This window comes from Streptomyces sp. CNP082 (assembly GCF_059570535.1).
On record NZ_JCANSZ010000099.1, the window covers coordinates 1 to 13,562 of the forward strand.

The 13,562-nt window shown below is 73.7% G+C and carries 12 protein-coding genes; 6 read left to right on the forward strand and 6 right to left on the reverse strand.

The features are described 5' to 3' along the window. Positions 1 to 268: 268 nt before the first annotated feature. Positions 269 to 1,507 carry a DUF1727 domain-containing protein gene (locus B124_RS35745; protein ID WP_496507191.1) on the reverse strand — a complete coding sequence of 413 codons (1,239 nt, stop codon included), beginning with the start codon at positions 1,505 to 1,507 and terminating at the stop codon, positions 269 to 271. Between the two features lie 176 nt (positions 1,508 to 1,683). Then, entirely contained in the window at positions 1,684 to 2,358 is a 675-nt protein-coding gene (locus tag B124_RS35750) for a TetR/AcrR family transcriptional regulator (RefSeq protein WP_496507192.1), read from the reverse strand. Between the two features lie 156 nt (positions 2,359 to 2,514). Between B124_RS35750 and B124_RS35755 the strand changes: the two genes are divergently transcribed. The 5 genes from B124_RS35755 to B124_RS35775 all read left to right on the forward strand — a co-directional run bounded on the left by B124_RS35755 (position 2,515) and on the right by B124_RS35775 (position 8,283). Beyond that, a complete protein-coding gene (locus tag B124_RS35755; RefSeq protein ID WP_496507193.1) occupies positions 2,515 to 3,762 on the forward strand; it encodes an acyl-CoA dehydrogenase family protein in 1,248 nt (415 codons plus the stop codon). 84 nt (positions 3,763 to 3,846) lie between these two features. Further along, positions 3,847 to 4,554 carry a lysophospholipid acyltransferase family protein gene (locus tag B124_RS35760; protein ID WP_496507194.1) on the forward strand — a complete coding sequence of 236 codons (708 nt, stop codon included), beginning with the start codon at positions 3,847 to 3,849 and terminating at the stop codon, positions 4,552 to 4,554. Positions 4,555 to 4,684: 130 nt separating this feature from the next. After that, entirely contained in the window at positions 4,685 to 5,539 is an 855-nt protein-coding gene (locus B124_RS35765) for a TIGR02452 family protein (RefSeq protein WP_496507195.1), read from the forward strand. A 168-nt stretch (positions 5,540 to 5,707) separates the two neighbouring features. Beyond that, positions 5,708 to 7,090 carry an MFS transporter gene (locus B124_RS35770; protein ID WP_496507196.1) on the forward strand — a complete coding sequence of 461 codons (1,383 nt, stop codon included), beginning with the start codon at positions 5,708 to 5,710 and terminating at the stop codon, positions 7,088 to 7,090. Continuing rightward, positions 7,087 to 8,283 carry an FAD-dependent monooxygenase gene (locus tag B124_RS35775; protein ID WP_496507197.1) on the forward strand — a complete coding sequence of 399 codons (1,197 nt, stop codon included), beginning with the start codon at positions 7,087 to 7,089 and terminating at the stop codon, positions 8,281 to 8,283. Before B124_RS35770 ends, B124_RS35775 begins: the two co-directional genes overlap by 4 nt. An 11-nt stretch (positions 8,284 to 8,294) precedes the next feature. On the opposite strand, the gene B124_RS35780 is transcribed toward B124_RS35775, so the two are convergent. The 4 genes from B124_RS35780 to B124_RS35795 all read right to left on the reverse strand — a co-directional run bounded on the left by B124_RS35780 (position 8,295) and on the right by B124_RS35795 (position 13,177). After that, entirely contained in the window at positions 8,295 to 8,987 is a 693-nt protein-coding gene (locus tag B124_RS35780) for a response regulator transcription factor (RefSeq protein WP_496507198.1), read from the reverse strand. After that, positions 8,984 to 10,231: a sensor histidine kinase gene (locus tag B124_RS35785; protein ID WP_496507199.1), complete on the reverse strand. Its 1,248-nt coding sequence runs from the start codon at positions 10,229 to 10,231 to the stop codon at positions 8,984 to 8,986. The genes B124_RS35780 and B124_RS35785 overlap by 4 nt, the downstream gene beginning before the upstream one ends. A gap of 7 nt (positions 10,232 to 10,238) precedes the next feature. Then, positions 10,239 to 12,482, reverse strand: a complete 2,244-nt coding sequence (locus B124_RS35790; RefSeq protein ID WP_496507200.1) for an MMPL family transporter — start codon at positions 12,480 to 12,482, stop codon at positions 10,239 to 10,241. 185 nt (positions 12,483 to 12,667) lie between these two features. Beyond that, on the reverse strand, positions 12,668 to 13,177 hold the full coding sequence (locus B124_RS35795) for a cupin domain-containing protein (protein WP_496507201.1): 510 nt from the start codon (positions 13,175 to 13,177) through the stop codon (positions 12,668 to 12,670). 149 nt (positions 13,178 to 13,326) lie between these two features. Here B124_RS35795 and B124_RS35800 point away from each other — a divergent pair. Then, positions 13,327 to 13,562: transposase (locus B124_RS35800; RefSeq protein ID WP_496503601.1), on the forward strand; the 236-nt coding region annotated here is incomplete at its 3' end.

The following is a 13,562-nucleotide window of genomic DNA, read 5'->3' on the forward strand; positions in this document are numbered from 1 at the left end:
ACGCCGCCGGTGATCTCACGGGTCTGCTGTGCGATGGTGGACATCGCCGTCCTTTCACCTGATCCGACAAGGGCGGCAGCCACCGGCCGGGCAGGCGGACAAGACAGTGATGGGGCCTCTGGCCAGGCTCTTATGAAGTCACGCCAGCCCGCTCGGTGGATGCACACGAGCGTCTCCCGGCCAGGGCCGACAGATCCCGTTGAGGACCCAAGGTCAGTCAGTCGCTGGGTCAGACCCCGCCGGGAGACGCTCACGAACATCATCACTGTCAGTTGCCGACGCGGCGGCGCAGGTCCTGGAACGCGGTGTAGTTGGCGATGACCTCGATCCGGCCGGGCGGCGCGGCGGCGACGGCCTCGTCGATGTGCTCGCAGACGCGGAAGCTCTGGTTGGCCACCTCCAGCCGGACGGCGAGGTCCAGCTTGCGGTCGCCGATGACGTACAGCGGGTGGCCGGTCAGCCGGGTGTAGTCGACGTCCCACAGCCAGGAGGTGTCGGTGCCGTCGGCGCCGCGGGCGTTGACGGACAGCACCACGGGAGTGGGCGGGGGGTCGATCAGGGAGAACGTCTCCAGCCAGCCGGCCGGGTTCTTCGCCAGCAGCAGGCGCAGGTCGCGCCCGCCGAACTGCACGGTGTCGTAGCGCCCGGCGACGGCGGTGACCTCCCACATGCGCTCCAGCGCCGTCTGCGGGTGCACGCCGAAGGCGGCGGCCACGGCGGCGGCGGTGGTGGCGTTGGCCCGGTTGGCCCGGCCGGGGAGCTGCAGGCGGATCGGCCAGGCGGCGCCGTGCGGGTCGAGCACGTGCTCGCCGGAGAGCGCCCAACTGGGCACGGGGCGGCGGAAGCCGCACTCGGCACAGAGCCAGTCCTCGCCGGGGCGCTGCAGGACGCCGCCGCAGGAGGGGCAGGACCAGGCGTCGTCCTTCCACTCCTGGCCGGCGGCGACCCAGACGACGTTCGGGCTGGAGGAGGCGGCCCAGACGACGAGGGGGTCGTCGCAGTTGGCGACGACGAGCGCCTTGTTGCCGGACAGGCCCTCGCGCCAGCGCTCGGCGAGCATGCGGGTCTCGGCGGCGCGGTCGAGCTGGTCGCGGGAGAGGTTGAGCAGCGCGATGGCCTTGGGGGTGACGTCGCGGGCGACGCCGGAGAGGTACTTCTCGTCGACCTCGATGACGCCGTAGCGGGAGTCGGAGCCGCCGGCGAGCGCCGAGGTGATGCCGGCGGGCATGTTGGCGCCGAGCGCGTTGGAGACCACGGGCCCGGAGGCGCGCAGGGCCTCCGCGATCAGCCGGGTGGTGGTGGTCTTGCCGTTGGTGGCCGAGACGAGGACGACGTCGAGGTGGCCGGCGAGCCGGCCGAGCAGGTCGGGGTCCAGCCTGAGGGCGACCTTGCCGCCGATCACGGAGCCGCTGCCCTTGCCCGCGGCACGGGAGACCGCTGCCGCTGCCTTGCCCGCCGTGACGGCCAGCTTGGACCGTGGCGACAGCGGTTCCGGGTTGCCTGCCATCGTCGTAGCTCCTCCTCGCGTGCCCGTGCGCGGTGCGCCGTCTTCCGCGGTGCCCCGTTGTCCTTCGTCCGCCGCCCGGCCTGCGGCGGGGCGCGGTAGCGGCCAGCCTACCGAGATCCGCGCCGGGCCCCGAATCCCGCCACGTCCCGGCGCGCGGGAGCCGTCCCGCGGCGGCCCTACAGCCCGGGGCCGCCGGCCTTGTCCGCGGCGGCGGCGAGCCGGCCCCAGAGCAGATCGGCGAGGCTCTGCACCAATTCGGCGCGGCTGCAGGGACGTTCGCGCAGCCACCAGTCGCCCGCTGCGTGCATCATGCCGACCATGCCGTGCCCCCAGGCGCGGGCCGTCACCGCGCCGCCGGGGCCGAAGTCGATGCGGTCGGCTATGACCTGCGCCAGCTCCTCGCCCAGACGCCGGAGCAGCGGCGCGGAGTGGCGCCCGACCTCGAAGTCGCGCTCGGTGGCCTCGGCGGGCACGGCCCGCTCCGGGGCGTCCGCGGTGCCGCCGTCGGCGGGGTGCATGAGGAACCGGTAGACCTGCGGGCGCGCCTCGATGGCCGCGAGGTACGTGTCGAGGGTGGCCTCGACCCGCTCGCGCCGGCCGGTGGGGGCGTCGAGCGCGGCGCGCAGGGCGGCGAGCAGGGCGTCGGTGTGGCGTACGGCCAGCGCGCGGTACAGGCCGCCCTTGTCGCCGAAGTGGCGGTAGAGGATGGGCTTGGTGATGCCGGCCTCGGCGGCGATCGCGTTCATCGAGGCGCCCGGCCCGTCGCGCAGGACCACCCGGTCCGCGGCTTCGAGCAGTTCGCGGCGCCGGTCCTCGGTCGCCTGCTCCCTCTCGCCGCGCCGGTTGCCCATGGAAGCCGCTCCCCTGCCTGGTGGATGCCCGAATGCCTGCGCAACCTAGCACCCCGTCGCGGGGCCCCCGCGGGCACAGGGGAGTTGACAGCGTCTACTCGCGGGTAACAGACTTACGTTACCGAGGGTAACGAGTGCGAAGGCTGCGGAGGCGCGATGTCGGAGTTCACGTTCGAGCTCAACGAGGACCAGAAGTCCGTCCAGGAGTGGGTGCACGGCTTCGCCGCCGACGTCATCCGCCCCGCCGCCGCCGAGTGGGACGAGCGCGAGGAGACCCCCTGGCCGGTGATCCAGGAGGCGGCCAAGATCGGCCTGTACTCCCTGGACTTCTACGCCCAGCAGTACTTCGACCCCACCGGGCTGAGCATCCCCATGGTCATGGAGGAGCTGTTCTGGGGCGACGCGGGCATCGCCCTGTCGATCGTCGGCACCGGGCTCGCCGCGGTCGGCGTGCTGGCCAACGGCACCGAGGAGCAGATCGGCACCTGGATCCCGCAGATGTACGGCGACGCCGACAACGTACAACTGGCCGCCTTCTGCTCCTCCGAGCCGGACGCGGGCTCCGATGTCTCCGCGATGCGCACCCGCGCCGTCTACGACGAGGCCAAGGACGAGTGGGTGCTCAACGGCACCAAGACCTGGGCCACCAACGGCGGCATCGCCGCCGTGCACGTCGTCGTCGCCGTCGTCGACCCGGAGCTGGGCTCCAAGGGGCACGCCTCGTTCATCGTCCCGCCGGGCACCCCGGGCCTGTCGCAGGGCCAGAAGTTCAAGAAGCACGGCATCCGCGCCTCGCACACCGCCGAGGTGGTGCTGGAGGACGTGCGCGTGCCCGGCTCCTGCCTGCTCGGCGGCCGGGAGAAGCTGCAGGAGCGGCTGGCGCGGGCGCGCGAGCGGGCGAAGTCGGGCGGCGAGCGGGTCAAGTCGGGCGGCGGGCGGGTCCAGAACGCAGCGATGGCCACCTTCGAGGCATCCCGCCCGGCGGTGGGCGCGCAGGCGGTGGGCATCGCGCGCGCGGCGTACGAGACCGCGCTGGAGTACGCCAAGACGCGGGTCCAGTTCGGCCGTCCGATCATCGACAACCAGGGCGTCGCCTTCCAGCTCGCCGACATGCGCACCCAGATCGACGCCGCCCGGCTGCTGGTCTGGCGGGCCTCCTGGATGGCCAGCGCCGGCAAGGGGTTCACCTCGGCGGAGGGCTCGATGTCGAAGCTGTACGCGGGCGAGGTGGCCAAGGACGTCACCGCACGGGCGATGCAGATCCTCGGCGGCAACGGCTTCACCCGCGAGTACCCGGTGGAGCGGATGCACCGCGACGCCGCCATCTACACGGTCTTCGAGGGCACGAGCGAGATCCAGCGGCTGGTGATCGCCCGCACCCTGGCCGGCGTCCCGATCCGCTGACTTCCCCCGCCCCCCTCCCCCCGGCGGGCGGCGCGCGGCTACTCTGCCACCGCACGACGACCGACCGGGGAAGGCGACGCCGCGGTGTTCTACCACCTGCTGAAGTACCTGTTCTTCGGGCCGCTGCTGCGGCCGCTGTTCCGGCCGCGGATCGAGGGCCTGGAACACATCCCGCAGGAGGGCGCGGCGATCGTCGCGGGCAACCACCTGTCCTTCGCCGACCACTTCCTCATGCCCGTGATGCTCAAGCGGCGCATCACGTTCCTCGCCAAGGCCGAATACTTCAACGGCCCCGGCCTCAAGGGGCGGCTGACCGCCGGGTTCTTCCACAGCATCGGCCAGATCCCGGTCGACCGCCGGGGCCGCAAGGCGGCACAGGCCGCCATCGAAGAGGGCCTGGGGGTGCTGGCCAAGGGCGAGTTGCTGGGCATCTACCCGGAGGGCACGCGCTCGCACGACGGCCGGCTCTACAAGGGCCGGGTCGGGGTCGCGGCGATGGCGCTGCGGGCAGGCGTGCCGGTCATCCCGTGCGCGATGATCGGCACCCGCGAAGTCCAGCCGCCCGGGCAGCGGATCCCGAGCCTCGGCCGGGTCACCATCCGCTTCGGCGAGCCGCTGGAGTTCTCCCGGTACGAGGGGCTGGAGGACAACAAGGCCGTGCTGCGCGCGGTCACCGACGAGATCATGTACGCGATCCTCCGCATGTCGGACCAGGAGTACGTCGACCGCTACGCCCCCGACGTCAAGGCCGAGCAGGAGGCCGCGAAGAAGAACCCGCCGGCCGCGGCCTGAGAGCCGCCGGCGCGCGGAAACCGGTGGTCGCGGCCACCGCCGGCGCGTACCGTCGCCGCATGACGAGGACGGCGGACCGCACCGCCCCGGCGGCCTGCGGCAGGGTACGGACCGGCCCGGGCGGTGCCCGGTGAGCGCGCGGCTGCGCCAGGTGGCGCAGGACAACGAGCGGATCCTCGCCGAGCGCGGATACGAGCCGGCCGCGGGCCGGTGGGTGGCCGTGGGCGAGGCCGCCGAGCGGGCGGCGGACGGCACGCGGATGTACGGGCCGGGGCCGGTCGCCGGGGTGAAGGACGTTCTCGCGCTGTGGCGTGAGGCGGCGGGCGGGCAGGAAGCAGCGCCGGCCGAGGTGACCGCCGAGACCTCCCTCGCCGCCGCGCGGCGGCTGGCCGCCGAAGGGGCGCACCGCGTCGGGGTGCTCAACTTCTCCTCCGCCCGCAACCCCGGCGGCGGCTACGTCAACGGCGCCCGCGCGCAGGAGGAGGAGCTGTGCCGGGCCTCCGCGCTCTACCAGACGCTGCTGCGGGCGCCCGAGTTCTACACGGCCCACCGCGAAGACCGCAGCCCCTTCTACACCGACCGCGTCATCCTCTCCCCCGACGTCCCCGTGTTCCGCGACGACGCGTACGCCCTCCTCGACGAGCCGTACACCGTCTCCTTCCTCACCTCCGCCGCCCCCAACGCGGGCGTCATCGCCGAGCGCGCACCGGCCGAGACCGGGCGGATCCCCCAGGTGCTCGCCGGGCGCGCGGAGCGGGTGCTGGAGGTGGCGGCCGTCGCGGGGGTGACGGCGCTGGTGCTGGGTGCGTGGGGGTGCGGGGTGTTCCGTAACGACCCGGCGCAGGTGGCGGCGGCGTTCCGGACCCACCTGGACCCCGGCGGGCGCTTCGCGGGGCAGTTCCCGCGGCTGGTGTTCGCGGTGTGGGACCGGCAGCCGCGGTCGGCGAACCGCGCGGCTTTCGAGGCGGCGTTCGGCACGGGCTGAGCCACCGGGCCGTGGTGCGCGGGCACCAGGGCAGGCCACGGGCTGGTCCGGGCGCACCAGGGGAAACCGGTGACGGCGGACGATGCCCGGCGAGGCACCGGCAGGAAGGGTGAGAGACGCGCATCCCGCGCTCCTCCCTTCCCCCGCGGTGTCTGGAGTGATCCACAGGTGGCGGCTCCCCCTGCCCGTACCGGATGGCTGCCGGTCGGCGCCCTCGGCTTATTGGCCCTGGCCCTCGGCACCTTGCAGTCGGTGGTGGAGCCCGCGCTCCCGCTGCTGCAGCGCGAATGGGGCGTCAGCCCTGCCGAAGGGGCGCTCGTCGCCAACACGTTGCTCGTCACCGGCGCGGTCGTCACCCCCCTCGCGGGCATGCTCGGCGACCGCTACGGCGGCAAGCGGGTGCTGGTCGGGCTGACGACCCTGGTCTCGGCCGGCGGCCTGCTGGCCGGCCTGGCGCCGAATCTGCCCGTGCTGCTGCTCGGCCAGGTGTTCCAGGGCGTCATGGTGGGCGCGCTGCCGCTGTCCTTCATCCTGGTACGCGCCCACCTGCCGGCGGCACGGTCGCAGGCCGCCGTCGGCTTCGTCATCGCGCTCTTCACCGGCGGCGGCATCGCGGGAACGATGCTCGCCGGGCCGGTCGCGGACGCCCTGTCGTGGCGGTGGATGTTCGTGGCGCCGACGATGGCGGTCATCGCGATGACGCCGGCCGTGGCCCTGCTGACGCCGCACGATCCGCCGGCCGCCGCGGACCGCGGGGTCGACTGGCCCGGCGCGGTGCTGCTCAGCGGCACGTTGCTCGCCTTCATGGTCGGCCTCGTGACGGTGACGCGGCACAGCCTGCCGCCGTACGCGATCGGCGCCCTCGCCCTGCTCGTGGCCGCCCTCGCGAGCGGCTGGGTGGCGGTGGAGCGCCGGGCGGTCTCGCCGATGGTCGATCTGCGGCTGCTGGCCAGGCCCTTCATGTGGCACGCGTGCCTGCTCACGTTCGTCATCACCACCAGCCTCGGCATGGTGGTCTTCCTGCTCCCGCAGTTGTTCGCCCTGCCGGCCGACGGGTACGGCTTCGGGGCCGACACCACCGGCATCGGCTGGTATCTGCTGCCCGGCGCCATCGCGGGCGCGGTGAGCGACTCGGTCGGCGGGATCGCGGCGCGGCGGTTCGGGCCGCGCGCCGTGGTCCTCGCGGGCGCCGTCGTCACGGCGGCCACGCTGACCGCCCTGGCGGCGCTGCACACCTCGGCCTGGCACCTCGTCCTGGCCAAGGTGCTGACCGCGTTCGCCGCGGGCGCCGGCACGACGGCCCTGGTCGCCCATACCGCGGCGGCCGTCGGCCCCGGGGACACCGGCATCGCCACCGGCCTGCTCGTGGTGACGCGCGTGGTCGGCGTCGCGCTGGGCGTCCAGATCGCCGGCGCGATCCTCGACGCCGGGGCCCGCCCGGGGGGCCTCCCGGCCGAGTCGGCCTTCGTCACCGGCTTCGCCGCCGCCGGCCTGGTCGCCGCGCTGTCCCTGCTCGCTGTCCGTATCACGACGAAAGGAGCCCGGGTATGAGCACGACCGGGAAGCGCACGGTGCTGATCTGCGGGGCGAGTGTCTCCGGCCCCGCGCTGGCGTACTGGCTGCACCGGTCCGGCTGGGCCGTCACGGTGGTGGAGAAGGCCGGTGCCCCGCGCGACGGCGGCTATCCGGTCGACATCCGCGGCACGGCGGTCGAGGTGGTCCGGCGGATGGGGATACTGCCGCAACTGCGGGAAGTGCACGTCGACTCGCGCCGTTTCACCTTCCTCGGCCCCGGGGGCGGCGAGGTGGCCTCGGTCAGCCCGGCGGCCGTCACCGGCGATGCCGGGGGCAGGGACCTGGAGGTACGGCGCGGTGACCTGACCGCGTGTCTGTACGCGCTCGTCCGCGACGACGTGGAGTTCCTCTTCGGCGACTTCGTCGACCGGCTCGGCCAGTCCGGCCGCGGGGCGGAAGTGACGTTCGCCAGCGGGCTGCGGCGCACGTACGACCTGGTGGTCGGCGCGGACGGCATGCACTCGCACACCCGGGCGTCGCTGTTCGGCCCCGAGGAGCGGTTCCACCGCTATCTCGGCTACTGCTTCGCGCTGTTCACCGTGCCGAACACCTTCGGGCTCTCCCGCGAGCTCGTGCTGTGGAACGACCCGGGCAGAGCCGCGGCCCTCTACGCCCTCGGCGCGCACGACGAGCTGCACGCGTTCCTCACCTTCCACCGGCCGCAGCCGCCGCCCGGTGACCTCCGCCACCCCGACGTGCAGCGGAACCTGGTCACCGCGGCGTTCGCGGGCGCGGGATGGGAGGTCCCCCGGCTCGTCAGGGCCATGGGCGAGGCGGACGACCTGTTCTTCGACACCGCCGGCCAGATCCGCATGCCGCGCTGGTCCAGCGGCCGGGTCGCGCTCGTCGGCGACGCCGCGTACGCGCCCTCGTTCCTGACCGGCCAGGGCACCAGCCTGGCGCTGGCCGGCGCCTACATGCTCGCCCACGCCCTGGCCGGGCACCGCGATCTCGCATCGGCCTTCGCCGCCTGCGAACGCGGCGTACGCGACTTCGTCGCCGCGAACCAGGCACTGGTCGACGTCGGCGGCGCCAGGCTCTTCCCCGCCACCGCGGGGGCCCTGGAGCAGCGCAACGCCATGCTGCGCGGCCTGGTCACCATGCCGGCCGCGCCGCCGCGGCCGGCCCATTCCGCCCTGGTGCTGCCGGAGTTCACCGCCCGGCCGTGACCCTCACGCCCTCACACCGGGCCGTTGCCGTCGCCGTCCGGGGCGGCCTGGACCAGGCCCGTCCGGTAGGCGATGACGACGAGCTGGGCCCGATCGCGGGCTGCCAGCTTCGTCATCGCGCGCTGGACGTGGGCGCGGACGGTGAAGGGGCTGAGGAACATCCGCTCGGCGATCTCCTGGTTGGACAGGCCGGTGGCGACCAGGGCGACCATCTCGCGTTCGCGCGGGGTGAGCACGGCCAGCCGTTCCGGGTGGTGCCGGGGGACGTCGTCCGGGGTGGCGAGGAAACGGGCGACCAGGGAGCGGGTCGCGGCAGGCGACAGCAGGGTGTCACCTGCCGCGATCGTACGGACGGCGTCCACCAGTTCCTCCGCCCCGATGCCCTTGCCGATGAAGCCGCCGGCCCCGGCGCGCAGCGCCTGCGCGACGTACTCGTCGGTCTCGTACGTGGTGAGGATCAGGATGCGGCTGCCGCGCAACTGAGGGTCCGCGGCGATCTCCGAGGTGGCGGTGAGACCATCCACTCCGGGCATGCGGATGTCCATGACCACCACGTCCGGGCGCAGTTCGCGGGTGAGGCTCACCGCCTGTCTGCCGTCGGCGGCCTCGCCGACCACGGTGATGCCGTCGGCGGTCTCGAGCAGCATCCGGAACGCACCGCGCAGCAGCGCCTGGTCGTCGGCGAGCAGCACCCGCAGCGTCACCGCGCCTCCCCTGTGTTTGAGTCGCCCCCGGCGCGCGTGGTGTCCCTGGCCGCCGGGAGGGGCAGTTCGGTGGTGACCAGGAAGCCGCCCTCGGGGCGGTTGCCCGCGGACAGGCGGCCCCCGACCGCGGTGGCACGTTCGCGCATCCCGATCAGACCGTAGCCGGACGGGCGCTCGGGCCCGGCGGCGCCCGCTGCCGTACGGGCGCCGCCGCCGTCGTCGGCGACGGTGAGGGTGACGCGGTCCCGGTTCCAGACGAGGCGCACCCGCGCGGTGCCGGTGCCGGCGTGTTTGGTCACGTTGGTCAGGGCCTCCTGGACGATGCGGTACGCGGTGAGGTCCACCCCCGGCGGCAGCGGCCTGGTCGTGCCCTCCTGGTGCAGCGACACCTCCAGGCCCGCGCGGCCGAAGGAGTCGAGGAGCACGGGCAACTGGGACAGCCCGGGCGCCGGTTCCGCGGGCTCGGCCGCGTCCCCGGACTGGCGCAGCAGCCCGACCGTGGCGCGCAGGTCGTCGAGGGCGTTGCTGGTGGTCTGGACGAGTTCCGTGAGGCTCGTGCGGGTCTGCTCGGGCCGGGAGTCGAAGAGGTGGGCGGCGACCGCGGCCTGCGCGTGGGCCAGGGTGATCTGGTGCGCCACGAGGTCGTGCAGCTCGCGGGCGATACGCAGCCGTTCCTCGGCCACCCGGCGGCGCGCCTCGCTCTCCCGGCTCTTCTCCGCCCGCCGGGCCCGCTCCTCCACGGCCGCCAGATAGGCCCGCCGGTTGCGCGCCGAGTGCCCGAGCACCCCGGCCACCAGCGGGAACGCCGCCACCGAGCCCATCCGGCTCGCGTCCTGCCAGGACAGGTCCTCGAACCAGGGGGTGGTGGCGAGCAGCAGCGCCGCGGCGGCGAGCGACACCGCGACCGCGGCGCGCCGTTCGGTGCCGGCGTGGAGCGCGTACGCGTAGGCGGCGATCACGGCGGGGGCCATGATGGGCGGGCCCAGCAGCAGCCCCAGGGGCGGTACCAGCAGCCCGGCCGCCGTCGTGGCCGCAAGCGCCGCCAGTGGCGCCCGGTGCCGTACGGGAAGCACGGCACAGGACGCCACGGCGATGGCGTAGGCGGCGAACGGTGGCGGTGACAGCGTGTCGTCGACCTGCACCACGCCGCCGAGCAGGCAGAGCGTGAACGCGGTCGCGACGACCGCCGCCTCCCGCCACCGCGTACGGCGTGGTGACCTGCCGCCGCCGGCCGGGTCCGTCACGGCCGGCTCACTGCCGGCCGGCGGGAAGCCGCGGCACCGCCGCGTCCAGACCGGCCGCGGGGCGCGGGACGCGCCTGCTCAGCGCCTCGCCCTCGATGTCCACGTTCGGCAGCACACGGTTCAGGATACGAGGCAGCCACCAGGCCCGGTGGCCGAGCAGCGCCAGGACCGCGGGGACGATCGCCATCCGGACCACGAAGGCGTCGAAGGCGACGGCGGCGGCCAAACCGACGCCCATCGTCTGGATGGTCGGGCTGCTCATCCCGATGAACCCGGCGAACACGCTGATCATGATGATCGCCGCGGCGGCCACCACCCGGCCGCTGTGCCGGAACCCGTGGACGATCGCCTCTCCGGGCGACGCGCCGTGGACGTAGGTCTCCCGCATCCGGGTGAGGAGGAAGACCTCGTAGTCCATGGCGAGACCGAAGACGATGCCGATGATCAGGATCGGCATCAGCGACATGACGGGCCCGGTCTGCCCGATGCCGAGCAGGTCCGCCGCCCAGCCCCACTGGAAGACGGCGACGAGGACACCGAAGGCGGCGCCGACCGACAGCAGGAAGCCGAGCGCGGCTTTGAGCGGGACCAGGATCGAGCGGAAGACCACTGTCAGCAGGACGACGGCCAGGCCGATGACCACGGTCAGGTACGGGACGAGCGCGTCGGACATGGCTTCGGAGATGTCGATGTTCATCGCGGTCGTGCCGGTCACCAGGACACCGGCGCCCGTGTCGGCCTCGATGCCGGGGGCGGCGTCCCGGATCGCGTTGACCAGGTCCTTGGTCTCACCGCTGTTCGGCGCGGTCTCCGGGACGGCGGTGAGGACGGCGGTCTCCCCGGCCTTGTCGAACTGCGGATCGCCCACCGACGCGACCCCGTCCAGGCCCCGTACGGTCTCGGCGACCAGATCCGTCGTGGCCTCGGCGTCCCCGGATCCCGGGTTGTCCACGACCACGGTCAGCGGCCCGTTGAAGCCGGGGCCGAAGCCCTCCGACAGCAGGTCGTAGGCGCGGCGCTGGGTCGTCTCGACCGACTTGGACTCGTCTCCGGGCAGCCCGAGTTCGAGGCTGAGCGCCGGCAGGGCGACCGCACCGAGGCCGAGTCCCGCGGTCAGCAGCACCGCCACCGGGCGGCGCAGCACGAACCGCGCCCAGCGGTCGCCGAGCCCGGGCCGGCCGCCGGCGGCGGGCAGCACGTGCGGGCGGGCGCCGCCCTGCCGGGTGGCCTTGCGGACCCGGCGGGACAGGACGCGCCGGCCGAAGTAGCCGAACAGCGCGGGGACCAGGGTCAGTGCGACGAGTACCGCGAGCGCCACGGCGCCCGCGCCGCCCAGGCCCATCCTCGTCAGCTCGGGGATGCCGACGACGCCCAGCCCGACCAGGGCGATGAAGACGGTCGCGCCCGCGAAGACGACCGCGGACCCGGCCGTGCCGACCGCCCGGCCGGCGGCATCCTCCGGATCGCTGCCGCGGGCGAGTTCGTCGCGGAACCGGGAGGTGATGAAGAGCGCGTAGTCGATGCCGACGGCCAGCCCCAGCATCAGCGCCAGGATCGCGACGGTGGACGACAGCCCGAGCGGCACCGCGAGCGCGGAGACCAGGCCGAAGGCGATGGCCACGCCCGCGAAAGCGGTCAGCAGGGACAGCCCGGCCGCGACGAGCGAGCCGAGGGCGAGGACCAGCACCACCGCGGCCACGGCCACGCCGATGATCTCGGTCGTGCCGCCCGGCTCCTCCTCGGAGTCCAGGGCCGACCCGCCGATCTCGACGGTCAGCCCGTCGTCCCGGGCCTGGTCCGCGGCGCCCTGAAGGGCGCCCTTCGTCTCCCCGGTCAGGTCGACGGCTTCCGCGTCGTAGGTGACCGTGGAGTAGGCGATGGTGCCGTCCTTGCTGACGGCTCCGGTCGCGTAGGGGTCGGTGGCCGAGGCGACCTGGTCGCCTCCGGCCAGCGAGCCGAGCGTGTCCTCGACGGCCGCCCGGTGCTCCCCGGCCGTCACCCGCTGTCCGTCCGGAGCCTGGAAGACCAGGCGGGCCTCCGCGCCCTGGGAGTTGCCTTGGGGGAAGCGCTCGTCCAGCAGGTCGAACGCCTTCTGCGACTCGGTGCCGGGCATGGAGAGGTCTTCTTCCTCCCCGGCCGGCGCGAGGGCGGCACCGGCGATCGCCAGCACCAGGGCGCCCAGCCACAGGCGCAGCACGAGCCGGCGGCGCCGGAAGGACCACCGCCCGATCCGGTAGAGAAACGTCGCCACTTCTTGATCACTCCAGACACCGTCGGGAAGGGGAGGTGCGCGGGATTCCGCGCACCTCCCACACTCCCGTCCGGTGCCTGGCGGGACATCGTCTGCCGTGTCCGTCTTCGCCTGGTGCGCCCGGACCAGGCACCGGGGTGCCCTGGTGCGTGCGCACCACACCGCCGGCGCGGACCGGGGCGGGGCTACTCCTCGAAGTCCTCCACGAAGAAGCTGTCGTGCCGGATGCGGAACTGCTTCAGCTCCTCGCCGCCGCGCTGCGACATCTCCGCGACCCGCTCGAAGTACTCCTCGCGCGGCGCGCCCGGGGAGAAGAGCATGAGCACGCGGACGGGCTCGTCGGTGGTGTTCCGGAAGCCGTGCAGCCCGCCGACGGGCACGTACAGGAAGTCCCCGCCGCGCCCGGTCACCCACCTGTCGCCGTCGTACAGCTCCAGCTCGCCGGAGACCACGTAGAAGGACTCCGACATCGTCTTGTGGAAGTGCGTCTTCGCCCCCGGTGAGCGCGGGCCGAGCTGCACGTCGTACAGCCCGAACTCACCGCCCGTGGACTCCTCGGTGGCGAGGTAGCGGGTGAACCCGCCGGGCGAGGTGAGGTCCGGCGCGCCGGCTGCGGGCCGGAACCTCGCGTTCACCTCGCCCCTCTCACCGTGGTAGCGGGGCTCGGGGTAGACGAGGTCTTCCGGGTACGACATGGGTGCGCTCCTTGCGTAGGGTCCTCCGGCATCGTGTCCCGGGCGCCGTGCAGGCGGCATCGGGCAACCGGATGATCTCCCACGGCACCGCGGCCGAGGCCCGTGGGCCTAGGTCGTGTCCGCAAAGTGGTTGGTGCGTTGGTCTGTTCGTGGTGCGTCGTCATGAGCTGACTGATCAGGCGTGGGTGGTGATCGAGCCGTTGCTGGCTCCTTCGCGGATGGGCCGTCCGGTGCGGGATCGCCGTCAGGTGGTCAACGGCATCTTGTGGAAGCTGTCCACCGGAGCGGCCTGGCGGGATCTGCCCGAACGCTACGGCCCGTGGAAAACGGTCTACGAACGCTTCCGCCGCTGGTCGGCCGACGGCACTTGGAACCGGCTGCTGGC